The sequence below is a fragment of the Azospirillum oryzae genome, assembly GCF_008364795.1.
Classification (GTDB): domain Bacteria; phylum Pseudomonadota; class Alphaproteobacteria; order Azospirillales; family Azospirillaceae; genus Azospirillum; species Azospirillum oryzae.
Genome location: NZ_VTTM01000017.1, coordinates 82,334 through 108,206, shown reverse-complemented (window position 1 = coordinate 108,206; position 25,873 = coordinate 82,334). Strand labels below are relative to the sequence as shown.

Genomic DNA, 25,873 nt, shown 5'->3' with positions numbered 1-25,873 from the left:
AATGCCGGCCGGCTTGCGATCGGAACACTGGCCGCTTTGGCGTCGGAAACCGTGGCCGCTTTCAGTCGGAATCTGCACCGTCGGGCTCCGACCCAGCCAACGCGGGCCTCATACCGTGGGGGCGTGGTGTCGGCCACCTGATGCGCGGTGGGCGTTACCAAGGGGGTTTGCACGGTTGTCTCCACACAACCTGCGAGTACCGTCCCCGCAAGCAGGACGGATGCGTAGATGGTTAGGCGCAAGGGAACCTCTCAGTATTGAATCGCCTCGGGAGCGCCCCGAAGAGTAGCGGGGATCGGCAGCTGCGCGCGCTGCCGAAAGGCGCTGTTTTTCGGCGTCTTTCGGTGGCGAGAGACCGGGGGCGACTTTGGTAGAGAGATCCCCATGAAGAAGTTGATTTCAGACCTCTCCGACAGAGCGCTTCGCTGGGCCTTTCCCGGCTACTACGCCAATGCACCGCTCGCGTCGAAGCCGGAAATCGACGTCGACGAGGAAGTGCCACGCTATCCTCCTTACGAGAAGGGACTCCCCGTCTACAGCACCGAGCGCCTCATGCGCCGGCAACCGGAGATGCTCATCAAGATCCGGCAGACGTTTTCATTTCCGGACGAGGACTACAACCGAATAATCCTGCCGGTAATTGAGCGCTTCGCCTCGTATATTCACCTTCTGCCATCCTCGGAGCACCATCATCACAAAGGGGCTGGTGGTGCGTTCCGGCATGGGCTCGAGGTGGCGTTCTCCGCAGGCCGCTCCAGCGGCGCACACATTTTCATGCCGGAGGGCACCCCCCTCGAACGCAAGGGCGTGGAAATCCGCTGGCAGGCAGCGATCTTCTTTGCCGGCCTCCTCCACGACGTCGGCAAGCCGGTCACGGATGTCGAGGTGGTCAATGCCGACGGCTCGCTCATGTGGAGCCCTTACTCGGAGACGATCAGCGAGTGGGCCAATAAGCATGGCATTGAACGCTACTTCCTGCGTTGGAAGCGCAACCGGGGCAATGAACACCGCATCCTGGGGGGCTCCATCGCCCAAAGTCTGATTCCCAAGCATGTGGTTCACTGGCTTAACGAAGGGGGCTCTGACATAAACCAGACTCTGAACCTCTATCTGTCGGGTTCGGAAAAGCTCAAGCACCTCCTCGTAGATCTTGTCACCAAGGCGGACTCCGCCAGTGTCGAGCGCGACCTCGTCGCCACCGGCCATGGGAAGATCCGCGATCCGGGGTTCGGTGTTCCCGTCGAGCAATTTGTGCTCGATGCCATGCGGCGCCTTCTAGCCGACGGCACATGGAAGATCAACGAACCGGGCGCGCGGGTCTGGGTGGTTTCCGATGGCGTGACGGACGGCGTGTTCGTGGTCTGGAAGAAGGCGGTCGAAGACATCATCGAGCTGCTGCAAACCGACCGTATCCAGGGAATTCCGCGAAATCCTGATACGCTTGCCGACGTAATGATCGAGCGTGATCTGGCGGTGTCAAAGAAGCTTGGGAACCAGGTGTACCGGTACTGGCCGGTTTGTCCGGACGTGCTGACCAACAACGGCAGCCCGGTGAGGTTGCTGATGCTGCGCCTTCAAGCTCCTTCGCTCCTATTCGCCGAACCCCCACCTTACGTCGGCGCTCAGATTGACCCGGCGCCAGCACCATCCCAACCGGCGGGGACGGCAGGATTGCCTCCAAGTATGCCTGCCACGGCCGCGCAGGCTCCAGTCCCGCGCTCTCCAGCTCAGGTTTCGCCGGCAGCACCGAAGGCTCCGTCCGCATCGGGCGTCCACTGCGCCACATGTGGTGTTGTGCAACCTCACCCCGTTCCTGTGGGTACCGCCTGGACCTGCGCAGACTGTGGGGGCGTCCACAACGCGCCTCCCGCATCAACTGCCCAAGCAGCTGTGCCCGCCGCCTCTGTAATCCAACCAGCCCAAGGACCTGTCGCCTCGAACATCACGGTGAGCAAACCCAATGTGCAGGCGCAAGGCGGGAAGGTTAACGTCCCTAGCGTGACGGTCAAAAAGCCTGAGGGAGGTGTGCTCCCAAAAAGTGCGCCCAAGGTGACAACCGGCAAGGCACCACTCCAGCCCGGCATTCGCAGGTCGCCTCAGGACGATGGGTTCTGGCACACGACCGAGCACGAAGAGGCTTCGCTTAGACCGAGAGCCGGTACAGCGGAGGCGGTGAACGATGCCGAGCCTCCCTCTCCACCTGCTACGCCCCCCGCGACGAACGCCAAAACCGCGGCCGTGGCGTCTGCTGCGCGTAGCGAGCTGCTCGGCATGGGCCAAGCTGGTCGACTTCTGGTCGCGATGGCCGAGGATATCGCCGGCGGCCGATCAAACTGGGGAGAATGCCTCGTGCAGCTTGATGAGCACCTGATGGCGAAGATGCCTGAAGGGTTTGTCCCCTATCGACGATTTGCACGAACGGATGGCGAGCCTGATGCCCAGCCTATCGAATTGGCAACCCTGCTAAGAGACGCGGGATGGATCGTCAAAGAACATCGGGATGCCGTTACGTCGATGCGGGTGATCGCCGGCATCCGAGGCGTGGTGATCCGGAGGGACATTGCTGCACTGGTGGAGGCCGTTGCTGGCGATGGGAGCCGTCCTGACCCTCAGCAACAGGCTGAACTAGAGGTTGGACCCTCACGGCAGAGCACCAAGCCCGAACAGAGCACTCCGCGTCCAACGCAGACGACGGGCAGGTCGTCAAACCGTGAACTTGCTGGAACCGCGGGCGTGGCCATCCAGCAGGGCACCGTTGCACTGGCGGAGGCCGTCGCCGGCGATGGGCGCCGTCCTGTCATCAAGCAACAGCCTCAAACGGCGGCTCAATCATCCCTGCACGGTAATAAGCCCGAACGGAGCGCTCTGCGTCCAATGCAGACGACGCGCGGATCGCCAGACATTGAAGCTAGCAGCGAACCCGTCGTCGCGCGTAGTCAAGCCAATCCATCGCTCTCCCATAAAGTCGAAGAACATAAGAAGTCATCAGCAAGGGGTGAGGACAGAATTGCAAAGATTGCCGCCGAGTTCCTTTCGTGGTGCCGATCAACGCCATCGCCGGATCAGATAATTGATCATGGAGATTGGCGAATAGTGCCGTTTCCGGTGCTTGAGGCTGCTGCTAAAAAGCGGAAGGTTGGTATTGGCAACTTCCGGCCCGCTTTCGAAAGCCTAGCGGGGGTACAGCGCACCGACAATGACTACATGATTACAACTCAGGAGCCGAACGGTGGTTGAGACCTATGAAATGCCGTGGCGCCCAAACTTCGAATTGGCTGCGGCTGCTGGGTGGGGAACAAGCGCGGCCCTATGCATGACCATTGGGGCTGCTTCCGGTCTTCCGCTCTCCCCCTTTGCCTGGATGGCAGCACTCGGTGGAGGAATGGGCGTGCACCGTGCTTACCAAGCGTGGCGCCATCACCAAAGGAAGGCCCGTCTTGCTGGAAAGCGTCTCAAGTTCGCGTCGATCAAGGAACTGCAGGCGCGCATGAAGCCCGGAGCCATCTGGCTGGGCAACGGTTTTGAATGGGATCAGCCGCACACGCAGCTGTGCTACGAGATCCTCAAGCGCGACAAATCGAAGATCTTGCCGAAGGTCGAGCAGATGGGGGCGCCGTGGATCCACGGCGTCTCCATGTCCGAGGAAGACCTGCAGCTTCCGATCAACGATACGAAGGGACACCTTCTGGTCGTTGGAACGACAGGCTCGGGCAAAACCCGGCTGTTCGACTTGCTCGTCACACAAGCAATCTTGCGCGGTGAATCGGTCATTATCATCGATCCCAAGGGTGATCGGGAACTGCGCGAGAACGCGCAGCGCGCCTGCGCGGCATTGGGGAAACCGGAGAAATTTGTCTGGTTCCATCCGGGCTTTCCCGAAAAAAGCGCTCGCATCGACCCGATGAAGAACTTCTCGCGCGCCACCGAGCTGGCGAGCCGCATCGCCAACCTGCTCCCCGGCGAGGGGCCGGCCGATCCCTTCAAGTCCTATGCGCAAATGGCGCTGAACAATGTCGTCCAGGGGCTGGTGCTTACCGGGCGCCAGCCGAACCTTGTTAATATACGGTCTCACCTGGAAGGTGGTCTGGATGATCTGGTCATCAGATCCGTTTCGATCTGGTGCGAGAAGCAGGTCGAAATGTGGGAGGATGAGGCAAAGCCGTTCCTGAACAACGCGAAGGGCAAGGACGGTAAGGCCCTCGCCCTAATCAGATATTATCGCGAGAAGGTCCACCACCGTGCGCCGAATACAGACCTCGAAGGCCTGCTCAGCATGTTTGAGCACGATAGAACGCACTTCGGCAAAATGATTGCCTCTCTCCTTCCTTTGCTCGGGCAACTCACATCCGGTCACATGGGCGGGTTGCTGTCGCCAAATCGGAACAATGATTTTGATGAGCGTCCGATCGTAGATATGGCGAGCGTCATCAACCTGGGACAAGTCTGCTACATCGGCTTGGATAGCTTGACCGATGCGATGGTGGGCTCGGCAATCGGGTCGATCTTGCTCGCCGACCTCGCCAGTGTCGCCGGCGACCGCTACAACTACGGTGTCAACAACACTCCGGTGAACATCTTCGTCGATGAAGCGGCCGAGGTGGTGAACGACCCGCTCATCCAGATCCTGAACAAAGGCCGCGGTGCCGAGCTCCGGCTACTCATCGCCACGCAGACCTTTGCTGACTTTGTGACACGGCTGGGCTCCGAACCCAAGGCCCGCCAGGTGCTCGGCAACGTGAACAACCTGATCTCCCTGCGCGTCACCGATAACGAAACCCAGACCTACATCACCGATGGTCTGCCGACTGTCCGGGTGAAATACGTCATGACCACACAAGGGTCATCGATCGGAACCGGCGGTCACGAAACCATGCAGTTTGGCGGCAACGCTGGCGAACGCCTTATGGAGGAGGAAGCGGAGTTGTTCACCCCGGCTCTGCTGGGGCAGCTCCCGAACCTGGAGTTCGTCGCCAAGGTCTCAGGCGGGCGCCTGCTCAAGGGCCGCCTACCGATTCTCAAGGAGTAGCTGGCGCGATGATTGCCATGGAAAGCGCCATGACGATCGGGCTGACATGCCCGTCATCCGATGATCCATGCGAGATGCTTCGTACCTTTCGCGCTGACCGCAAGCGGATCATGGCCGTCATTCGGCGGCTTGAGATGGATTGGCCTTGCAGCGCGGAGATACAGCGGCGGATGGCCGAGTACATCACGGACGCCTTTACGGCGCCCCCGCTCAAGCGGGGCGGCGCGCCGCTTCCGTTGCTGCACCGTGCTCTGGACAGGGCCTACGATGCCTACGACGCGGCCATGCTTCAGCGTGATGACCTGCGCCTTCTCGCATTCACCGACGCCGCATTTTCAGAAGTTGGGCGGGTGCTCGCTGGGATCACTGTGACGGACAGCGGCGACCGGACGTGGGCTCCTAGTCGGGGGGCTCCATTGCTGCTCTGGCTAGGCTCAGCCCAGCGGGACGTGGCGCGTTATACCCTACGCTCCGGCGAACGCACCCAAACGGCGGCAAAGATCACCGCGGCCGTTGCCGACTTCGCCCTGACGGCGACGCACCGCGACATCCTCAAGGAGGCCAGCCATGGCGGCTGAATCACAGAACACCACCTGGGCACGCTGGCTGCTCTGGCTTATCCTTGGCGAGTTCGTGATGATCGCCGTGCTGACACCGATGCTGGGACGGGACGCTCTGGACTGGCTAACGCGTGTGGAGCGGCAGTGGTCCCTCGCTGAACTTGGCCTCAATGCGACGCTGTGGATCGAGAAGAGCGGCTTCGATGCCTATGCGACTATCTTCCGTGACACCGGGGTCGAGCGAAATGTCTACGAATTCTTCCTGCCGACGCAGGACAAGATTGTGGAGAGCCGGGGCTTGGAAGCGCTTGGGGCGAACCTCTACTTCCCGATGATCAAGGCCGGGTTGGATGCTGTGTTCGGATCGCTGCAGCGGCTGTTCGTCCGGCTTGCGGCCGTGATGCTGTGGCTCCCCGTGGTGCCGCTGTTCCTGGTTCCGGCGGTCCTAGACGGCATGATGAGCTGGCGGCGCAAGCAGTTCACGTTCGATTACCCCTCGCCGCTGGTGCACGGCTATGCGGCGGCGACGGCAAAGTGGCTGCTGGTCGGCTTGCCTATGGCGCTCCTCCTACCGGTGCCGATCCCGCCCCTGCTGGCGCCGTTCTTCTTCATCGCTGTAAGTCTATTGCTGATGTTGGTGGCGTCACACACGATGAAGCGCATCTGACCGCGTCCGAGCTTCGCAGCTGGCGCGATGGGTTGAGTGGCTGGGCCGGAGCTTGTCTCCGGCCCATTGTCATTGGCGGAGCCGCAGGTGTCAGTGCCGGTTGGATACTCCCCGGAAAGGGCGGCTGAAAATTCCCCAGGCTAACGCAACGGCAGGGCTCCGGGGCGTACGCCCCGGAGCCCTGCGGCCGCCCGTCGCCCATGATCACCCTCCGAGGCGGAGGGAGGGCGCAGGTGGTCAGACTTGGGGAACTCGTCATGATTCTCGATCTCGCCCGCGAGGGCCTGTCGGTGTCGGCGATCGCACGCCGCACCGGCCTGGATCGCAAGACCATCCGCAAATACATCGCCCGCGGATTGGAGGCGCCCGCCTACACCCCTCGGCCAGCTCGGCCGACGCTGCTCACACCCTTCGAGCCCTATCTGCGGGAGCGCCTGCAGGCCTTTCCTGATCTCAGCGCCCGCCGCCTGCTGCGGGAACTCAAGGAGCGCGGTTACACCGGCGGCTATACCATCCTGAAAGCCGTGGTTCGCGCCATTCGTCCCGCCCCATCACCGTCCTTCGAGCGTCGTTTCGAGACGCCGCCCGGCAAGCAGGCCCAGGTCGATTTCGCCTTCTTCAAGACGACCTTCACCGACGAGCCCGAGGTGGAGCGGATCGTCTGGCTGTTCTCCATGGTGCTCGGCCACAGCCGCATGATGTGGGCCCGCTTCGTCGCCCGCCAGGACCTGCAAACCGTGCTCCGCTGCCACATCGCCGCCTTCGACAGCTTCGGCGGTGTGCCGGAACAAATCCTCTACGACCGCATGAAAACCGCCGTGCTGGGCGAGATCGAGGACCCCGATCAACCGGCCCAAGGCATCGCCTACAATCCCAAGCTCCTCTCCCTGGCCAGCCACTACGGCTTCCTGCCGAAGGCCTGCAAGCCGTACGGCGCCAAGACCAAGGGCAAAGTCGAACGGCCCTTCCGCTACGTGCGCGAGGACTTCTTCCTGGCCCGCAGCTTCCGCAATCTCGAGGACCTGAACATCCAGTTCACCCAGTGGCTGGATCAGCTCGCAAACCGCCGTCGGCACGCCACCACCCAGCGCATCGTCGCCGAGCATTTCGCCGAGGAGCGCTCCCACCTCAAGCCGCTGCCGGCCGGCCCCTTCAACAGCGTGCTGGCCCTGGAGCGCCGTGTCACCCGAGACGGCATGGTGTCGGTCGGCGGCAACCTCTACTCCGTGCCGGATTGCACCCCCCGGCGGACGGTGGAGGTGCAGGTCACCGCCGGCACCGTCACCATCCTGGAGGACGGCATCGCCGTCGCATCCCACCCGGCGCTGGAAGGACGAGGCCAGCGGCGCATTGCCACCGGACACCGGACCCAGCCTCCACCGCCCAACAGCCAGACGCCCAGGGAGGTCGCCACGCCCCCGGCACCTCCGCTGCAGGGCGGCACCGTCACGCCCCGCTCGCTGGCCATCTACGACACCATCGGCCGCCACTTGGCCAACCAGCCGGGGAGCCCGTGATGAGCACCACGCCGTTGGAAGCCGGCCCCGCCACCCTCGACCGCATTCGCCAATATCTGGTTGGGCTGAAGATGCCGCGTGCTCTGGAAGCGCTGGAGCACATCCTGCGCCGGCTGGAACGTGGCGAACTCTCCGCTCTGGAGGCCATCGACGCCCTGCTGGGCGAGGAACTGACGTTGCGCGAGGGGCGCCGCATCAAGGCAGCCCTGAAGATGGGCCGGCTTCTCTCCATCAAGACGCTCACCGGCTTCGACTTCTCCTTCCAGCCTTCGCTCGACCGCGACAGGATCATGACCTTGGCGCAGCTCGACTTCGTCGACCGGCACGAGGTGGTCCATTTCCTCGGCCAGCCCGTTCCCGCGTCATGATGCCCACCTCGCTACGTCATTGAAAATCAAAGGTCTGCTGATCCGGATCGTCTGTTACCGGACGGCGTACCGACGGGCGGAGCGGTTCGAGCCCAGATAGTTGGGCCTCGAGGATCGCCCATGGCGCCCCTTTGCACGCTTGGCTGGCCTGGATGGTCCCGCCGGCGATCAGCCGCAGCACCGTCATCGTGCTGACCTTCAGCCGGTCGGCCGCCTGCTCCAAGGTCACTTCGCCCCGCTCGGTCATTTCACCCTCCCGGTACACTGCGATGCCATGGGCGTTGCGGAAGCTGCGCACCCGTGCCTCGGTCCAAGTGTTGCCCTTGCCGGTGCGCTTGCCGGCCCGGTTCAGGATCGCGGCGATTCCCCGATCGGGCTGTTGTCGGGCCAGAGCCCGAATGAGATCGCCGGTGTCGGCGTCAGTTCGCCAGCGGTGTTTGCCGCTCCGGTTCTTCGGCACGCTCAAGTGGGTGTGGTCGCCGCCCTGCCAGTGAATCACCAGTTCGATCGTGTCATCGACGACCTTGGCCACGATCTCGGCGATGACGGTGCGCAGAATGCGTTTGCGCGTCTCCGCCGTCGCGCCGGGATGATGCCAGAGCGCCGCGACATCGGCGCCTAGCGCCATCAGGCGAGCCCGCTCCTCGGCCGTGAGCGCGGCGGTCTGGCCGGTCCGCAAGGCCGCCACGCGCTCCTCCAGGCGATGGACCTCCACCAACCGGTCATTCCAACGACGCTCCAGTTCAGCCGCCACGAGGCGGTAATCGGGATCAACGGCATCGTACTGGCGGCGCGCCAGCTCGGCCTCGTAGCACGCCTGGGCGAGGGCGAGTTCCGCCTGCCGCCGCGTCTCGGAGCCGTCGGCCTCGCGCGCGTCGATCGCCCGTAGCGCCGCTTCGATCCCCAGCGGCGCCAGGAACCGCAGGGCTTCCTCCGCCACGGCGGCATCGACCCGCAGCCCGCCGAACGAGATGCAGCGCTCGGTTCCGTGATTGAGATGCGCGCCACGGCAGTCGTAGCGCACGCAGTAGCCATCCGTGCCGCTGTAGGCAACGTGCAGCCGTCGGCCGCAGTGTCCGCAGCGCAGCAGTCCGGCCAGCAGCGCGTCGCCGCGGCGCACCGAGCCGCGGGCCATCATGCCCTTGCTGTTGGCGTTGTCGGCGATCAGGGCCTGGTTCCTCCCGAACTCCGCCCACGAGATGTAGCCCTCGTGGTGGTCGGGGATCAACACCTCCCACTCCGCCTGCGTGCGGCGGAAGCCGCGAACCACCCGTTTGCGTCCGTCCTGCACGCTCACGCGGCTGCCGGTGCGGCCGAACGCGTAGGCCCCGCCGTAGATCGGGTTGGTCAGCAGGTGGTGAAGCGTGTTGTAGACCGGCAGCTTCCACACGATGCGCGGCCCCTCGGCGGTCCGCTCGACGGCCGGCAGCCGGATCCGCTCCTGACGCAGCCAGAGGTGAACCTGGCGGATGCTCTGGAACTCGGCGAACTTGCGGAACACCAGGCCGAGCGCCTCGCGCACCCGCAAATCCGGGTCCATGGCGATGCGGTCGTGGTGGGTCTTGATGTAGCCGACCGCCACGGTGAGGAACAGTTCGCCGCGGCGCGCCTTCTGGCGCAGGGCTTCCAGGGAGCGTTGACGCAGGATGGACAGTTCCATCTCGCTCATCGTGCCCTTCATGCCCAGGAGAAGCCGGTCGTTGGGCAGTTTCGCGTCGTAAACCCCGTCCTCATCGGCCAGCAAGCACCCCACCAAGCCGCAGAATTCCAGCAGCGTGTGCCAGTCCCGGCCGTTGCGGGCGAGCCGCGACGCCTCGATGGCCAGCACGATGCCGACCCGCCCTTCGCAGATCGCCCCCAGCAGTCGCTCGAACCCGGGGCGGGCGATCCCGCCGCCGGAGCGGCCGAGGTCGTCGTCGATGACGACCACCTCCGCCCAGCCGAGCTGGCGGGCGCGGTCGGCCAGTCCGTACTGCCGGCGCCGGCTCTCGTGGTTGTGCAGGAGCTGGTCCGGGCTGGACTGGCGGACGTAGACGTAGGCATGACGCGCGAGGTGGTCAGGGGTGATCTTGCTCATCGCCCGCCTCCGTCACCAGGGTTTCGCTCGCCAGCACCTCCAGCAGGAGCTGTTCCAGAAGCGGCAGGAGCCGTTGCGCCACCTCCAGCGGAAGGGCGGCCTCCGGCCGCGTCGGCGCAAACAAGTCCGGTTGCACGGTCGCTTTGGGGTGTCTCATGCCGCCCTCCGTTGTCTCGCTCGCGGAGCAACGACAAGGCAGCGTCGGTGGCCAAATACAGCTCCTGGAGAACCCCCAAAGGGAACCGGGGGGCGTCACAAAGGCTGGTGCTCGCGGCCGCCGGCGCGGTCATCCATTCCGGCACGTGGGTCAGCGTGCCGTCCGGCTGTTCGACTACCAGCATGACGGTGCCGCGCAAGCGGTGACGCCGGACGACGCCGACGCGTTCGCCGCACCGGGGATGGAAAGGGTAGTGGATCGTTACGTCCTGGCCCTGATATCGGGCAGTATGTCGCTGCCTCGCCTGGCTGCGGCAAAACGCACCTGGCGCTTGCTCTGGGGGTGGAGGCCGTCAAGGCCGGCCGCTCGGTCTACTTCGCCACCCTGGCCGACATCGTGAGCTCGCTGGCCAAGGCCGAGCGTGAAGGGACCTTGCGGGAACGCCTGCGCTTCCTGTGTCGGCCACAGCTGCTGATCGTCGACGAGATCGGCTACCTGCCGGTCATCCCCGGCGGCGGCAACCTGTTCTTCCAGTTGGTCAACGCCCGCTATGAACGCGGCGCCATGATCCTGACCTCCAACCGCGGCTTTTCCGAATGGGGCGATGTCTTCGGCGGCACCGTCGTCGCTTCCGCCCTGCTGGACCGCCTGCTGCACCATGCCGTGGTGGTGCAGATCGAAGGCGCCAGCTACCGCCTACGCCGTCATGCCGAACTGATGCCGGACAACAACCGAAGCCGGCCGATCACTGCCCCACCGCCGGCTCCACGGCGCCGAGGCCGGCCACCAAAAGCGAGGAGCACCGACACCGAAGCCAATCCATAGCCCTTCAAACCATCTGGGGACTTTTCGACCGACCCTTCTGGGGAAACTTCATTCGGCCTTTACAGCAGGCCGTCGACGGAGATGGGCGAGGTAAGAACGCGCCCGTGCGCAGCACGTCTGATTGGCCCGCGCAACCGAGAAAAGCGACGTTTTCCAGCGTCTTTCAACGGCGCGAAGCCGGGCTGAAAACGGGCATAAATGTGCCAGACGTGCAAGGGGATTGGCACATGGATCCGGTACAGCTTCCGAGACAAATCGACGAACCACCAACGGTTCTCCTGTGGAACACCGATGAGCTGGCGCCCATCGTGCTCCTCCACGTCATCGGTATTTTCACTGGAAACGTGTTGATCATGACCGCCCTCGGCTTTGCCGCCTCGTCTCTCTACAAAAGATTCCGGGACGGCCATCCGGACGGTTACTTGCAGCACCTGCTCTATTGGATCGGGCTGATGCCCACGAGCGCACGGACAATCCGCAATCCGTTCGCCGATCACTATAAGCCTTGAGCCGGGACACGCACAGATGCACTTGAAGGATTTTCTGGCTTCCTGGCAGGGGGCCAGAGCTGAGAACAGGTTCCAGAGGGCAGCCAACCTCGGCCTTCTCGGCGTCGCCCTCCTGCTGGCCATCAACGCCATTGCCAAAGACAAGACAGTGGTGATTGCGCCGCCGGAACTGGCCAAGGCGGTCGAGGTCTCGCGATCGTCCGCCAATCAGGACTATCTGGAGGCTTGGTCGTGGTCGACGTCCATGTTGCTCGGCAACATCACACCAGCGAACGCGGACTTCGTGCGCAAGGGGCTGGAGCCGCTGCTGGCCCCGGACATCTTCCACGGAGTTATGAAGTCCGTCGAGAACACCATCGCCGAAATCAAGCACAACCGTATCACCGCAAGATTCGATCCCCGCAAGATCATCTATGAGCGGGAGACGAGCAAATATTTCGTCACCGGGTATCGTGTCGTGACGGGGCCCTCTGCCGATGAGAAGCGCGAGGAGGCGACCTACGAGTACACTTGGACCGTACGGAACTTCCGGCCGCAGATCACCTCGGTCACGAACTACGAGGGAGCCGCGCAGACCTCCGCAGAGAGGGAGCGCCGGCAGCAAATACAGGAGCGTGCCCAGCGGATCGAAGATCTAAAGGCTCGCAAGAACCAGGAGAACAAGCCGTGAAGCGGGTCCAGCCCATCATCCTGGCCAGCGTGAGCGCCTTCGCCGTTCTCGTCGGACAACAGATCGCGCAGGCGCAAACTCCGGAGCTTCCGGTGGCGCCGCTGAGCGAGATTGAGGCAGCCTACAACAGCTCCAAGGCCGCCGCTCCGGCCTCCGATTTGGACACCCTGCAAAAGGCTATCCAGGAGGAGATTGACGCGCGGGGTGGGAAGCCCAACGTAGCGCTCCCCTCTCAATCGCCCAAGGGTACTGTACCGGCAACGCCGGTCGCGACGACCCCGCCGCGATCCGCAACTCCGACCGCTCCCGCCGCGACGCAGGCAGTGGTTAGGAACGGCACCGCGGCGGCTCCAAAAATCGAAAGCACGGTGGAGCTTCCGGCCGTGCCGTCCAGTGTCGTCGCTCCAGGCCCGGCTCCAGCGTCCGAGGATTTGGCTGCGATGACCCAGCCAGCCGTCATCACCATCCGCCCTGGCACCACGGAACTGTTGGCGGTGGCAGAGGGGCACGCCAACCGCATCGTAACGCCGTTTGCCGAACCGGCGGTCATGACCACAAGTGATGCCAAGTTCAAGATTTCTGGAAACGTTGTCTACGTGTCCACCACCTCGCCTGCGACGATCTTCATCACGCCGAAGGGCGATGAGTCCGTAGCGATTCCGCTCGCCCTTGTGCCCAGGCGCGTTCCCCCGCGTGAAATCCAGCTTCAGTTGCCTCGCGGTGGAGTCTGGAATGCCTCGTTTACCGCCGGCGGAGCTGGCGCAGCCGTGGCCGGCAACAAAAAGGCGCAGACCTGGGAAGAAAGCCAGCCGTACATCGAAACGATCCGGTCGATCATGCGCGATATTGCACTCGGTACCGTACCCAGCGGATATCAGATGCGCGACATGGAGCGTGGCGACAGGGCCGTCGAGTGCACCGGGCCGGCCGGTGTCACGTTCCAATTCGGTGGCGGTCAGGTGATGGAAGGGTCACATCTGCAGGTCGTCATCGGCGTCGTCTCCAACCAGTCAGGAGCCTCCGTTGAGTTGGCCGAGCCCTGGTGCGCCGGACCGAATGTTGCGGCGGTCGCATATTGGCCGAACAACGTTCTCGCCGCGGGACAGTCTACTGAGGTTTTTGTAATCCGCCGCCCAGCGCTCCCGTCGGAGACCGACGCGCGTCGGCCGTCGCTGCTGACACGAGCGGGAGCGGTCCGGTGAGCCTATTGAATATCAATGAGCATTGGCGGAACGCGAACCCGACTCTGCGCCGAGCGGTGACCGTCGGTGCGATCGCGGCGTGCTTAATCACGCTTGTCGCAATTTTCCAGCCAGGCGATCGGGTCCGCGCGTCGCGCAAGGATCCGAACGCGATCCAAGAGAATGTCCTGCTCGACAAGAACACGCGGCAGGTGACGCTCGACAGCATGGCAGCGCGAATTGAGAACTTGGAAGTTAGCCTCGAAAAGAAGGAACAGAAGATCGAGCGCCTTGAGGAGGACCTGAAACGCAAGCAACGCGAGCCAGCGCCTCCCAGCGATCCGGATCGGTCCGCGTCGGAAATGCAGCTTCAGGAACTGCAGAAGCGTGTGGGCGACCTTCAGCAAAAGCTTGCGGATCAGGAGAAAGGCCCGCCGCCGGCACAGGGCGGCCGTTCGCCCATTGGCCGTGCGCCTACCGAAATGGCGCAGCGTCCAGGGCCGACGCCGGCCGCCATTCGCCCGCCCACCGCGCCGCCGAGCTCAGCGGAGATGTATGAAAAGAGCGGCCAGCCCTCAGGGCAGGGGCAAGCGGACGGTGGCAAGGTCGAGCGTGCCAACGCCGCTGCATCCGGATCACAGGCCGCCGCAGACATTCGTGTGGTGGTTGAGGAGGTACCAGAGACGCCGGTGGACGAAATGCAGGAGGAAACCGCGCAGAATTACCTTCCCGCTGGCTCCATTTTCTCCGGCACCCTCATCACCGGCATGGATGCCCCTACGGGCAACAGTGCGCGGAAGGAGCCGTTTCCCGCCCTGTTGCGCATCAAGCATGACGCTATCCTGCCGAACCGCTGGAAGGCGGACGTGAAGGAGTGCTTCCTGCTCGCTGCAGGCTTCGGCGATCTGTCATCGGAGCGCGCGTACCTGCGGGGAGAAACCATCAGCTGCGTCACCAAGCAAGGGAAGGTGCTTGAAGCGAACTTCCCGGCCTATGCAGTTGGCGAAGACGGCAAGGCGGGCATCCGAGGGCGGTTGGTGAGCAAGCAGGGACAGGTGATCGGCCGCGCGCTGATGGCTGGCTTTCTTGATGGGATAAGCAAAGCGTTCGATGTGAAGCCGGTCCCAGTTCTGGCTACCAGCAACACGGGCAAGACCCAGTATGCCGACGTGTTCGCGGGTGAGCAGTCGCTGCGGTCTGCTGCTTTCGGCGGCGCATCGTCTGCGCTCGACAAGATCGCGCAGTTCTACCTCGACATGGCGTCCAACATCTTTCCCATCATCGAGGTGGATGCAGGTCGCAAGATCGATCTCATTGCTACTCGCGGCATCAGCTTGACCTTCAGGAAAAAAGGGAAGGAGCAGGCGCTCCACGACATGCGTCTGCCGGGCCAAGGGCAACAAGGCTCCAGCGCCGGGGGAGGGACTTCCGGGCTCCTGGGGTCGATGTTCGGCTTTGGGGGCAACGGTGCCGGCCCCATGGCCGGTAATGGGCAACGCTGATGTTTGAGAAAGACGTTGAAAGCCGCTGTCTTTCGGCGGCGCGAAAAAAATCCGAACGCGGCAAACTGCCCCCGACACAAGGTTGCGAGAAATGAGCCTAAGTTCCTCGAAAATCATGGCCTGTCTGGCGCCGCTCCTCCTCGGCGCGTGCTCCAACCTCGGGATCGGGGCTGGCGAGTACAGCTGCTCGGGAATGCCGCAAGGGGTTTCCTGCAAAAGCGCCCGCGAGGTCTATGAGCTGACAAATACCCGCGACGCGGTGAGCGGTTTGACGCTGAGCCAGGAGGCCCAGCGCAGCACCGAAGGTGAGGCGGAGACTGGGTTGGTCCAAACCATGCGTAAAGCGGCAGCGTCCGACCCCGCGGCACTCGGCGGATCCCCCGTCGGCTACGGCGCGACGCCCGTGGCTTACACAGACGATGGCCGTGTTCCGATCCGCACACCCGCTGTCGTCATGCGTGTTTGGATTGCCCCGTATCAGGACACCAAGGGTGATCTGCATATGCCGGGCCTCGTCTTCAGCGAGGTTGAGCCGCGCAAGTGGCAGGTCGGTCTGCCCGACGCGGCATCTGGTTCCCCGTCAGCCTTCCGGCCCCTTGAAGCGACTGCTCCCAAGGCGAAGCCGCTGGCCAACGATAGCGCCCCGGCCCGGCCGGTAAAAGCTGCGGACAAGTCGGAGCACGTTTCCACAATCCCCGTAAAGCAAGGGAAGTAGCAAGATCATGAAGCACCGCATTCACCCCAACACACAGGTCGCGCTGGCGCTCGCGCTGATCGTTGCCTTTACCGCAGGCGATGTGTTCGCTGGCACCGGCGGCACGGCGTTCGACGACATTTGGCTGACGCTGACCGACTGGACCCAAGGAACGCTCGGCCGCATCATCGCGGGCTCCATGGTCGTCGTCGGCTTGGTCGGCGGCGTCGCTCGCCAGAGCCTGATGCCGCTGGGCCTCGGAGTTGGCTCGGGTATGGGTCTTTACAACACCCCTACCGTGATCGATTCGATCATGACCGGTACCTTGCCAGTGCAAGTCCCGGAAGTGGTCGCGACCATTCCGGCGCTTCCCATCTGAAACATCTGGCACGAAGATCTGCACGGACAATAAGGGCGCTTCCGGTGTGGAAGCGCCCTTTTGCTATGCTCTGTCAGAGCCCCACCGTTGCAGTCGTACGCTCACGCGACGCACGGCGACTCTGCCGAAAGAAGATGATTTTGTGTGCCTTTCGAGGGCGCGAAGAGACGCGGCATTGTGGAACTCTCCCGGCTGCGCGTAACCGGCTCGGGCTGGCGAGTTCGCGCCGTGCCGGAGAGGGTCTATGAGAAGAGTCACCGCGGCCCTGCTGCTCTCAATCATCGCCGTGCCGCTCGCCTCCTGGGCGCAGAGTGGCCCATCGCTTGAGCTTCGGGTGAAGAATGCCGGGGAGGCGACGGGGCCGGAAGGAGCGACATATCCGAGCGTTGTCAGCCCCGGCGCGCCACGGCCGGACGCGGTGGTGAGCGGCAGCGCTGTCACCATCACGGACTTTCGTGATCTGGTGCTCTCGGTCAATGGCGCGCCGGCGGCGGCGACCAGCGTCACGCTGCAGAACGGTGGGCGCAGCGCCGGGCGGGCCGAGGCGCTGGGCCTCTATATGGACAAGCCTCTCGCCGCCACGATCAGCGCCGGGGCGGAGCACTTCACGATCACCGGCGACAATTGCTCCGGCGCCCTGCTCGGCCCGCCGGGGGAAACGGGAAGCACCTGCCAGGTGACTGTGCAGCCGCGGGCCAGTTGGTTTGGACCGTTGTCGGGGACGCTGCGTCTGGGTACTGGCGGCTACACGATGGACGTGCCGCTGTCGGGCACGGCGCGGCATTTCGATCTGCCCAACCTGACGATCACGGCTGTCGCCGGCACGCCCACCTCGCTGAACGTTGCCGGCCAGACCCAAGGCGAATGGCGCGTGTCCGCCCCAGCCACGTTCCGGATCACCAACACATCCACCGAGGAGGCCACGGACATGCTCGTGGCTTTGCTCGGCGGAAACAATCCGGGCAGCTTCGAATTCGTGAGCAACGCGTGCTCGGGACAGTCTCTTGGGGCAGGCGCGTCCTGCGATATCACGGTCCGAGCACGCGCCGATCGCAATGGCAGCTACGCCGGCACGCTCCTTCTCGCGAACCACAACCAGCCCAGTGTTGCGCTCGCAGGCACAGCTACAGGCTTCTTGCCGGTGGCGTGGAAGACCGCTGCATGGGGGGCCTGTGAAAATGCCTGCGGCGCGTCCAGCCGGTCGCGGTCGGTATGGTGTGAGCGCTCTGATGGAGTGACCGTTGCCGACAGCTTCTGCGGGGCCGGGAAGCCGGAGACGGTGGAAGCATGCACCAGTTACGCCAATTGCACCTATTCCTGGCGTAGCAACGATTGGGGAGCGTGTGCAAATGCTTGCGGCGGTTCCAGCCAAAGCCGCTCGGTCTGGTGCGAACGCTCTGACGGTGCCTCGGTCGATGGTGGCAACTGCGGGGGTGGGCGGCCGAGCGATACTCAGGGGTGTACCAGCTACTCAGGCTGTTCGTACTCCTGGGTAGCAGAGGGCTGGGGCGGGTGCTCTGCCTCATGCGGCGGCGGCAGCCAATCGCGGTCCGTCTGGTGCCGTCGCTCCGATGGCGCGTCGGTCGATGGCAGCAACTGCGGCTGGGGCGGCCGGCCAAACGACTCCCAGAGCTGCAACACTCAGAATTGCTGTGTTGGAAACATGGGTCAGAGCTGCTCACGATATTGGTGCCAACCCACTTACGCGGCTTCGTGCAGTGATTGGATTGCCACGCCGACTACGTGCGAGATGTACCGCGGCGGATGGATAACCTCCTGCTCCGACGGAGATAAAATCTGCTGTGGATTCAACGATGGGCATGTCCAGTGCGATGGCAGCTGCCAATGACTGCTGCCGAGCGGAGAACTGGCGCACGCTCCTCTGGTGGCGCTGCGCCAGCATTTGCGGCGCCTTCATCCGGGTGGCAGCAACACCCTGCGCCGGGGTTTGGCCGGTCGCTATTGCTGTTGGGCTCGTAGACCGAATGCTGAGGAGATTCAAAACTGTGCAACCGTTGACTTCCGCTACTAAGGGGAACTGGACCCGGCGCTGGCGACGGTGCATAGCGCAGGGCCTTAATAACGGTGGTCCTAACTTTGGAAGCGGTAAGCGACTAAGAAGCGCCGTCCTTGCCGCAGTATGGGCGCTTGGAGTGGCTCTGCCGACTACGAGTGGGGTTGCAATAGCGGAGAGCTATGGCGGCACAGCTCCTCACATCGATCATCGTGCAGGCGATGCGACGTCGTTCAGAGTGACCGGACCGGGGACCAATGTAACCGGCGACCCTGTGATCTTGACCCTCGCGAACCGCGCTGAGGGCTACAAGATCATCACCGATAATCCTCTCCCGTCATCCTGGGTGGGTGATTACAAGCTATCTGCGACGACCAAAGATGGGAATGGGGCGTCGGCCACCCGGGAGTGGACGATCACATATGCGCCACCCACTGTTCCTGTCGTGACCGCCACCGCCAATGAAATCTGGATCCCGGGGGTTCAGCACAGCTTTCGTAACGGCGCTCGCCTGAATCCGCTGACCACCGACGCCTGGAAACTCCCAAATGGGGTCACGCTTGGCGGCACGCACGAGATGCGTGTTTCAATGCACAAGGATTCAAATGTCTCGGTAGTGATAGCCGGCGTGAGGGTCAATCCCGGCGATGTGGGTGTTCCGATCGGCTCTTACGATTTCACCACCGCGTCGGGAAAGCTCTCGCTGCCTATGATGGCTGCGGAGGACGGGCGGGAGGGGCAGGCGCGGCTCTGGATTACCAGCGTCGCTCCGAACAGCCCTGGTGTTGATCTCCGGGTGAACACCTGGGTGCCGCACGTTGCCATGAAGGCTGAGTCTTGGTCCGTGCGCCAAGCATTTGACATGGCGAAGCTCAAGGTCGAGGCGATCATTGGAAACCGATGCGAACTGACGTCAAGCCGTTCGACCGCACGATCCAGTGACGTGCTCACCGCTCCGAAGTGCCTCGTTGAGTGGGATCCACTGCCGACCGACCTCAAGCCCGTAACCGCAATGACACCCATGGCGGAGGGACGCATGTGGGTCCACGGAGCGTACGACGTCGGCTACAAGATCAGCTTGGTCGATCCCAACGATGTGCAGGTGCGCGTAGCGTCCGGTACGGCGACACTCACAGTCACGCCCATCGGCAACCTTCTCGCCTACGAGCCGCAGCGTTCGTCAGATCGCGCCTACCGGCTGGTCCAGCCCCTGGAAGTGATGATGAAGCAGTCCGATGGCCCGGCCTGCGACACATATTGGAGCTATGAGGAGGCGGAGTATCGTTCCTCCGATGCGGTGGTGCGCTGCGCACTCACATGGACGGCGTTGCCCAACACGCTGTCCCAGGATCAGTATTGGGTGCGCCCCTATCTGAAAGGTTCGCTCGAGCAGGCCGGCACTCAGGAAGTGCGATGGAAGGTCGACGTCGTCACCCCGCTCGGCTCTAAGATCCCGGCTGGAGAAGGAGCGTTTACGTACAACGTGATTGAGCCCCCGGTGCCGGCAATCACCGAGGACATGCTGACCGTTCTGAAAGACGGTCTCTACGCGGTCTCCCGTGACGGGGGCTATGCGGGCAACTCTGTGATCAAAGGCGCTAACGCAGTCTACCGTATCTCGGTCGAACGCGGAGGCGAGGTGATCGAGGATGGTGAGTTCGACGCCTCCCCCTGGGGAGAGACGAGGGAGATACAGCGGCGCCTGAACGCGGTAGAGGCGGAGCTATGGAGCCGCACGCCCTGGACCGTGAGGGCCCGCTACTCCCAAATGCCCAATAACAAGTCCGAGCGCACGTTCGAACTGCTCGCTGTTCCGAATGCCAACATCAAGCCCGTCGTTACAGTGCCGACAACGTTCATGTTGGACACTCAAGACCTGCCGGTCGCGGTCGGCATTCGGGACGTTTACAAACAGGAGGCCGGCTACAATGCCGCCACGATGGGAGAGTGGGAGGTCCGCCTCGTCAAGTACATCGATTATCGGACGACCGAGCCGCTGACCGAATTCGTCTCGGCCGACAACGGCGACGTTTCGTTCACGCTGCCGGAAGGCACCTTCGACACCGGCTACGTCCGCCTTACCGCGGAGGCGCGCGTCAAGTCGCCGGTTCCGGAATACTCGCGCACCGAATTTGCGATCCGGCCGCTGAATCTCACCGTCGTCAAGGGCGGTGCGATCGGCGCCGGCCTAACGGCGCGTCGGATCACCGGTGAAGCGCCGCTCACCTCCATCTTTAGTCTCGCCCTCGATCACCGCCTGGACGCAACTGCGCTGGGCGCCGTGACGTGGCAGGTGAGTGCCGACGGCGGAGCGACGTGGAGCGTGGTCCCCCCGATGCGGAACAACAAGATGCGCCTGTCGTACACCTTCCCGAAAGGTGAGTACGATGTGCGTGCGGTCCTCCAGAACAAGTTCTCCGGCGCGGAACACACGACAGACCCGATCCATGTCATCGCTTATGACGTGCCGCAGGGTAAGTTGGATGGCCCAGAGCACGTTTTCCTCGGCGGCAACGGTCATTACAAGCTGCTGCTCACGCACAAGGGCGAGCCGGTGACTGACGAACAAGTCTCAGTCGAGTGGTCGCTGGATGCCGGGAAATCCTTCACCCCGGGCAAGCTCGAATTCAATGTGACCCGCGAGGCACCGGAGCGCATGGTTCTGGTCGCCCGCGCCCGCATGCTGGATGCACCTCCCGACGACCCGTTTGCGTGGCGTGAACTGCGGCGGCGCGTCAACTTCGTGCCGGTTCGCCCGCCGATGATCCGCATCGTCGGACCAGCCCGTGTCGAGTACCCGCAGACCGGCACGTTCCGCGGCGTGATGGGCCTGCCCTACCGGAACATGGATGTGGAACTGCGTGGGTGGTGGACGCTCCCCGACGGGACGCGTGTCGATGGTCCGATGCTGACCTGGGGGCCTACATCGGAGAATTTGGCGGCCGACACGGTGACCCTCACCTACCACGCTGAGATTGTGGGGTTCGACGGTACCTTGGGCAGCGAAGACAAGCGCGTGCGGGTTTGGGAATACGTCTGGCCGGAGTTCAGCCTGGAGCCGACCAGAAGCTCGCAGTATGCGCCGGCGGATGTGACGGTGCGCCTGCGCCAGATCGGGCGGCCCATGCAGCTCGACAACCCGACCTACAACTGGTCCCTGCCACCGGCCGCCACATTGCTCGAGGACGCCAACCAGACGATGCGCGTTGTCCGAACCGAGACGCCAGGGGCCTATCCGTTCTCCGCGTCCGTTTCCGACGCTCGCGGCCATTCGTCGACGGTGAACACGACGGTGAACATGCTTGCCGCACCGAACTACAACATGACGCTCGCCGTGTCCCCGTCCAACCCGTACTACCGAGCCCCTCTGGATCTAACGGTCAAGCCTTCGATCACGGGGGGCCATCCAAGCGACCGCATCACATCACTCGCATACTATCTGAACGGAGCGCCGACCGGGACCACAGGGTCCTATTCGAAGATGACCCTGGGCGAGGGCACACACACGGTGGAGGCGCGAGCGAAGACGCTGATGGGATGGAGCTTTGGGGCTTCGCAGACCGTCACCGTGGCGGCCAATACGCCCCCTCGCTGCACCGCCACCCTGCGGGAGTGGACGAGTGGCTGGATTTACTACGCCGATTGCCGCGACGACGATGGGCGTGTTGTAGGCTACCGCTGGACGCTCGATGGCGAACCGGTTGCCTTCAACTCGAACCGGATCTCGGTATCGAAGCTGTCCCGCAGCGATACCCCGGTTGTAACGCTGCGGGGAGTTGATGACTCCGGTGCGGAGTCACCTGAGGTGACGGCTGGGACCGAGGCCGAACCGGCGGAGGTTCCCCCGGCAACACCATAGCGCCGCCCCCAAGCGGTAAGGATGTAAGGCAAAGGTCCGGCTTATGGCGCCGGACCTTGTGGCCTCTCGCGCAATCATCTGCGCATGTTGTCAAGTCTGGTCACGCCTGAGAAAGACGCTGATTTCAGGCGTCTTTCGACGGCGCGAAGAAACCGCCGAAATGAGTAGCCTCCGAGCCAGAATTTCTCTGCACTTGGAGGATTACCGTGCGCGTCGCACTCGGACTTTTGGTCGCTCTTCTGGCCCTGTCCTGCAGCTTGGGCCCGGCCTCGGCCGAGACCGAGGCGCAGATCAACCGCAACGCCTTGACGGCCGGGATCACGGCAATGGAAAAGCTCCCCTCCGGAGGCTTTACTGCCGTTGAAGGCGAAGGCTTTCCCGGGATGGCCTTTATCTCCGACAATGGCCGCTATGTGCTGCGCGGCGACCTTTACGACACTTGGACTGGAAAGCGGGTGAACAACCTGGCCGACCTCCGCGACAACGCGAGCCGCGTCCAGCTCTCCAAACTGGGTGTGACGCCGGCCGAGTTGGGCGCATTCCGCTACGGTACCGGCTCGAAGGAAGTGACGATCTTTGTCGACCCCAAGTGCCCCTACTGCCACGGCATCTTGCAGCAAATGCCCGCGCTGGCAGGCAAGTACACATTCCAGGTCATCGTCGTTCCCGTCCTCGGCCAGGAAAGCGAGCGGCTGACGCGGATGGTGTCCTGCGCGACCGATCCGGCCGCGGCGCTTGCAGCGCTCATGGCCGGGCCAATCCGCGACAGCCTGCCGCAGAACGAAAACTGCAACCTGCTGCCCATCCAGAAGCGACTGGTGACGGCGCAGCTTGTCGGTGTGAAGGGGGTTCCCTTCATGATCGCGCCGGACGGCCGCACCAAGGGTGGGCTTCCCCAGGACCTCGACAGCTGGCTGGAGGGCCGCATCTGATGCCCCTGAACCAACGCTACAAGTCCGATCGATGCGGCGAGCTGTTGATGCCGCTCGCCTACGAGCCTGAAAGCGAGATCTTCTACTGCGCGGACCAAACCATCGGCTTCGGGTTCATGTGCCGGCCGCTCACCGCTGGCGATCCTAAGGCGGCCGAACGCCTCAACGTGATGCTAAAGGATGCGTGGCCGACCGACACCATCCTCCAGTTCATTCTGCTCGGTTCGCAGAACATTCAGCCGCCCCTGTTCCACATGCGCCAACTCCGGGCCGGACAAGAAGACCCGCTGCTGCTGGAGACGGTTGAGCAACGCGCAAAGTTCCTGACGGCCGGCGTCAATGACCCTGTGGAGAAGCGCAGCGGGCTACGCGTCCGTGACATCCAGCTTCTCGTCACGGTCAAACTTCCGCTGTCCGGCAATGAACCCACCCAGGCTGAGCTGGACCGGGCCAGCGAGCAGAAGGTGACGGTGCAGAAGAGCCTCGAGACGGTGGGCCTCTCGCCAACTCCCCTTACGTCGCAGGCATGGCTCGACGTGATGGTGCCGCTCATCAACCAGGGCAAGGATGCCTCCTGGCGCCTGGATGGAACCAGCGAAATCGAAACCGACAAGCTGCTGCGCGATCAGGTGTTCGACTACCAGACCGACCTGAAGGTGAACGCAAAGGGCTTGTCGCTCGGCGAAACCCGCGTTCGCACGCTGTCGATTAAGCGCTTTCCGCAGCGCATCTATTTCGGGCAGGCGGCAAACTTCATCGGAGATATGTGGGAAGGGATTCGTGGCATTCGCGTTCCCTTTATGATCAGCGCCAGCCTCCATTATCCGGACCCGCAGAAAGCTAAGGCGGGTCTTTCAACGAAGCGTCAATGGGCGACCAACCAGGCCATCGGCCGTATGCGCATCTTCGTGCCGAAGCTGGCGCACAGGAAGGACGACTTCGATGTCCTGTTCGAGGCGCTGGACGACGGTGACCGAACCTGCCGTCTCAGCCTCTCCATGACCCTGTTTGCTGACGATGACGACGCCGCCACGGGCGCTGTATCGACCGCTCAGGCCTATTGGGGCGAGATGGGCTACAACCTGCTGCCCGACAAGTTCTTCTGCCTCCCGATCTTTCTGAACGCTCTGCCGTTTGGTGCGGAGAAGAAGGCAATCAAAGAGCTATTCCGCTACAAAACCATGGCCACGCGTCAGGCGGTGCCGCTTTTGCCAGTGTTCGGTGATTGGCGAGGCACGGGCACGCCGGTCCTCAATCTCATCAGCCGCAACGGCCAGCTGATGTCACTGTCCTTGTACGACAGCACATCAAACTACAACACGACTATTGCGGCGCAGAGTGGCTCCGGTAAGTCGTTTCTGACCAACGAGCTAATTTCGTCAACGCTCTCGATGGGCGGGCGCGTATGGGTGATTGACGTTGGCCGATCCTATGAAAAATTGTGTGAACTGCTTGATGGTGACTTCATACACTTTGGCAAAGGCACCCCGATCTGCTTGAATCCTTTCGAGTTGATTCAAGCGATCGAAGATGGTGAAGACTTCGAGGATCAGGAGGATGTTCTCGTTGGTCTTCTCGCCGCTATGGCTGCTCCGACCGAAGGCCTCAGTGATCTGCAGACCCAGGAAATGAAACGGGCGCTGCACGAAACATGGGAGGCCAAAGGGAACCAGATGGTCGTGGACGACATGATCGAGTGGTTTCTGCGAGAAGGGGAGGCACGCGAAGACAATCGCATCAGTGATCTCGGGCATCAGCTCTACAGTTTTTCCAGAAGCGGTCAGTACGGGAAATACTTCAACGGCAAGAACAACGTTGCGTTCAACAATCGGTTTACCGTGCTGGAACTCGAAGAGTTGAAGGGGCGCAAGCACCTCCAGCAGGTCGTCCTTCTGCAGCTGATTTACCAAATTCAGCAGGAAATGTACCTCGGCGAACGCGATCGTCCGAAGCTCGTGATTATCGACGAGGCATGGGACCTGCTCATGCAGGGTGACGTTGCCAAGTTCATTGAGCATGGCTACCGCCGTTTCCGGAAATACGGTGGCGCGGCCGTAACCATCACGCAAGGTGTCGGTGACCTCTACGCAGCGCCGACCGGCCGGGCCATCGTTGAGAACAGCGCGAATATGTACCTACTGGGTCAGAAGCCAGAGGCGATTGACGCGCTGAAGAAAGAGAGCCGGTTGCCGCTCACCGAGGGTGGCTATGAACTGCTGAAAACCGTCCACACAGTCCCGGGCGAGTACTCGGAGATCTTTGCCATCACGTCGTACGGCTGCGGCATAGGGCGGCTCATCGTCGATCCGTTCCGCCAGCTGATCTACTCGACAAAGGCCGAGGAAGTAAACGCCATTAAGCGTCTGAGTGCGCAGGGCGTACCGGTTCGGGATGCAGTTTACATGCTTATCGAGGAGAGAAATGGTGGAAACCGCCGTTCCGCCGCCTGACGCACAGGCCGCCTCCAGCACCGGAACTGAGGGAGTGTCTTCTCCGTCTCCAGTGGAGCGCCAGAGCGCCTACCGCAAGCCGGACATTCTCGACGGTGTGCTCCGCTTCGTGCTTACCGTGGTGGTGAGCGTCGGTGTCGCCTACCTCGGGATGGGGCATCGAGTGGCGCTTCTAGAAGCGGAGGTCGCAGCCCGTCCCCCTGTCATCGTTGTCGACTTCACGAAAATGGCGACGGCCCTGAAGGGGCAGCCGGCCGAAGCTATAGAAATGGCGATGGGGCGGGTCCGCGGTGACATTCGCCGCCTTCAGGAAGATGGCTACATCGTGCTGGACGGCCAGTCGGTGCTCGCGGCCCCGGACGGGGCGATGATGATGCCAGCTGCCGCCAAGTCGGACTCGCCACCAGCACCGCAAGCAGGCGGCCAGGAGAAGAGGAAGTGACAGGCGCCGCCGCACGCCGGCGGGAGCCGTGGGGCCGCTTCGCC

At 63.1% G+C, this 25,873-nt stretch carries 18 protein-coding genes and 2 pseudogenes; 18 read left to right on the top strand and 2 right to left on the bottom strand.

All coding sequences use genetic code 11. The features are described 5' to 3' along the window. The first annotated feature begins 384 nt into the window (after positions 1-384). The 6 genes and pseudogenes from mobH to istB (FZ938_RS28790) form a co-directional block, all read left to right on the top strand. Positions 385-3,237: a MobH family relaxase gene (mobH, locus tag FZ938_RS28815; RefSeq protein ID WP_149201618.1), complete on the top strand. Its 2,853-nt coding sequence runs from the start codon at positions 385-387 to the stop codon at positions 3,235-3,237. Beyond that, complete coding sequence (gene traD / locus FZ938_RS28810; RefSeq protein ID WP_199231028.1) at positions 3,230-5,026, top strand: conjugative transfer system coupling protein TraD; 1,797 nt, start codon at positions 3,230-3,232, stop codon at positions 5,024-5,026. Before mobH ends, traD begins: the two co-directional genes overlap by 8 nt. An 8-nt stretch (positions 5,027-5,034) precedes the next feature. Beyond that, complete coding sequence (locus tag FZ938_RS28805) at positions 5,035-5,604, top strand: hypothetical protein (RefSeq protein WP_109154414.1); 570 nt, start codon at positions 5,035-5,037, stop codon at positions 5,602-5,604. Continuing rightward, on the top strand, positions 5,594-6,253 hold the full coding sequence (locus FZ938_RS28800) for an IncC plasmid conjugative DNA transfer DtrJ family protein (protein ID WP_109154413.1): 660 nt from the start codon (positions 5,594-5,596) through the stop codon (positions 6,251-6,253). The genes FZ938_RS28805 and FZ938_RS28800 overlap by 11 nt, the downstream gene beginning before the upstream one ends. Positions 6,254-6,486: 233 nt before the next feature. Further along, positions 6,487-7,770: an IS21 family transposase gene (gene istA / locus FZ938_RS28795; RefSeq protein ID WP_149201617.1), complete on the top strand. Its 1,284-nt coding sequence runs from the start codon at positions 6,487-6,489 to the stop codon at positions 7,768-7,770. Beyond that, positions 7,770-8,123 (top strand): annotated as a pseudogene (gene istB / locus FZ938_RS28790) (IS21-like element ISAzs30 family helper ATPase IstB); the annotation flags it as partial. The gene istA and the pseudogene istB (FZ938_RS28790), both read left to right, overlap by 1 nt. A 31-nt stretch (positions 8,124-8,154) precedes the next feature. On the opposite strand, the gene FZ938_RS28785 reads toward istB (FZ938_RS28790), so the two are convergent. Next, positions 8,155-10,215 (bottom strand): recombinase family protein, encoded by a 2,061-nt coding sequence (locus tag FZ938_RS28785; protein WP_109154411.1) that lies wholly within the window; start codon positions 10,213-10,215, stop codon positions 8,155-8,157. Then, positions 10,196-10,372: a hypothetical protein gene (locus FZ938_RS30765; protein WP_158282483.1), complete on the bottom strand. Its 177-nt coding sequence runs from the start codon at positions 10,370-10,372 to the stop codon at positions 10,196-10,198. The genes FZ938_RS28785 and FZ938_RS30765 overlap by 20 nt, the downstream gene beginning before the upstream one ends. Before the next feature lie 303 nt (positions 10,373-10,675). On the opposite strand from FZ938_RS30765, the pseudogene istB (FZ938_RS28780) reads away from it, so the two are divergent. From istB (FZ938_RS28780) to FZ938_RS28725, 12 genes and pseudogenes are all read left to right on the top strand, one after another. Then, positions 10,676-11,197: pseudogene (gene istB, locus FZ938_RS28780) on the top strand (IS21-like element ISAzs30 family helper ATPase IstB); the annotation flags it as partial. 104 nt (positions 11,198-11,301) lie between these two features. Beyond that, positions 11,302-11,706, top strand: coding sequence for a type IV conjugative transfer system protein TraL (gene traL, locus FZ938_RS28775; RefSeq protein ID WP_246799126.1), 405 nt, complete (start codon positions 11,302-11,304; stop codon positions 11,704-11,706). Between the two features lie 16 nt (positions 11,707-11,722). After that, positions 11,723-12,376, top strand: a complete 654-nt coding sequence (locus FZ938_RS28770) for a TraE/TraK family type IV conjugative transfer system protein (RefSeq protein ID WP_109154409.1) — start codon at positions 11,723-11,725, stop codon at positions 12,374-12,376. Continuing rightward, on the top strand, positions 12,373-13,578 hold the full coding sequence (locus FZ938_RS28765) for a TraK domain-containing protein (RefSeq protein ID WP_109154408.1): 1,206 nt from the start codon (positions 12,373-12,375) through the stop codon (positions 13,576-13,578). Before FZ938_RS28770 ends, FZ938_RS28765 begins: the two co-directional genes overlap by 4 nt. Beyond that, on the top strand, positions 13,575-15,059 hold the full coding sequence (locus tag FZ938_RS28760; RefSeq protein WP_199231027.1) for a TrbI/VirB10 family protein: 1,485 nt from the start codon (positions 13,575-13,577) through the stop codon (positions 15,057-15,059). The genes FZ938_RS28765 and FZ938_RS28760 overlap by 4 nt, the downstream gene beginning before the upstream one ends. Positions 15,060-15,150: 91 nt before the next feature. After that, positions 15,151-15,774 (top strand): type IV conjugative transfer system lipoprotein TraV, encoded by a 624-nt coding sequence (gene traV / locus FZ938_RS28755; RefSeq protein WP_109154407.1) that lies wholly within the window; start codon positions 15,151-15,153, stop codon positions 15,772-15,774. A 7-nt stretch (positions 15,775-15,781) separates the two neighbouring features. Then, complete coding sequence (traA, locus tag FZ938_RS28750; protein WP_246458214.1) at positions 15,782-16,132, top strand: TraA family conjugative transfer protein; 351 nt, start codon at positions 15,782-15,784, stop codon at positions 16,130-16,132. A gap of 244 nt (positions 16,133-16,376) precedes the next feature. Next, the gene (locus tag FZ938_RS28745; RefSeq protein ID WP_136705937.1) at positions 16,377-17,981 is read left to right on the top strand and encodes a thrombospondin type-1 domain-containing protein; all 1,605 of its coding nucleotides are present in this window, start codon (positions 16,377-16,379) and stop codon (positions 17,979-17,981) included. 445 nt (positions 17,982-18,426) lie between these two features. Then, complete coding sequence (locus FZ938_RS28740; protein WP_136705938.1) at positions 18,427-22,005, top strand: hypothetical protein; 3,579 nt, start codon at positions 18,427-18,429, stop codon at positions 22,003-22,005. Between the two features lie 206 nt (positions 22,006-22,211). Beyond that, the gene (locus FZ938_RS28735; protein WP_136705939.1) at positions 22,212-22,937 is read left to right on the top strand and encodes a DsbC family protein; all 726 of its coding nucleotides are present in this window, start codon (positions 22,212-22,214) and stop codon (positions 22,935-22,937) included. Next, positions 22,937-25,387, top strand: coding sequence for a type IV secretion system protein TraC (traC, locus tag FZ938_RS28730; RefSeq protein ID WP_109154787.1), 2,451 nt, complete (start codon positions 22,937-22,939; stop codon positions 25,385-25,387). Before FZ938_RS28735 ends, traC begins: the two co-directional genes overlap by 1 nt. Beyond that, positions 25,359-25,829, top strand: a complete 471-nt coding sequence (locus FZ938_RS28725) for a hypothetical protein (protein WP_136705940.1) — start codon at positions 25,359-25,361, stop codon at positions 25,827-25,829. The genes traC and FZ938_RS28725 overlap by 29 nt, the downstream gene beginning before the upstream one ends. The last annotated feature ends 44 nt before the right edge of the window (positions 25,830-25,873 follow it).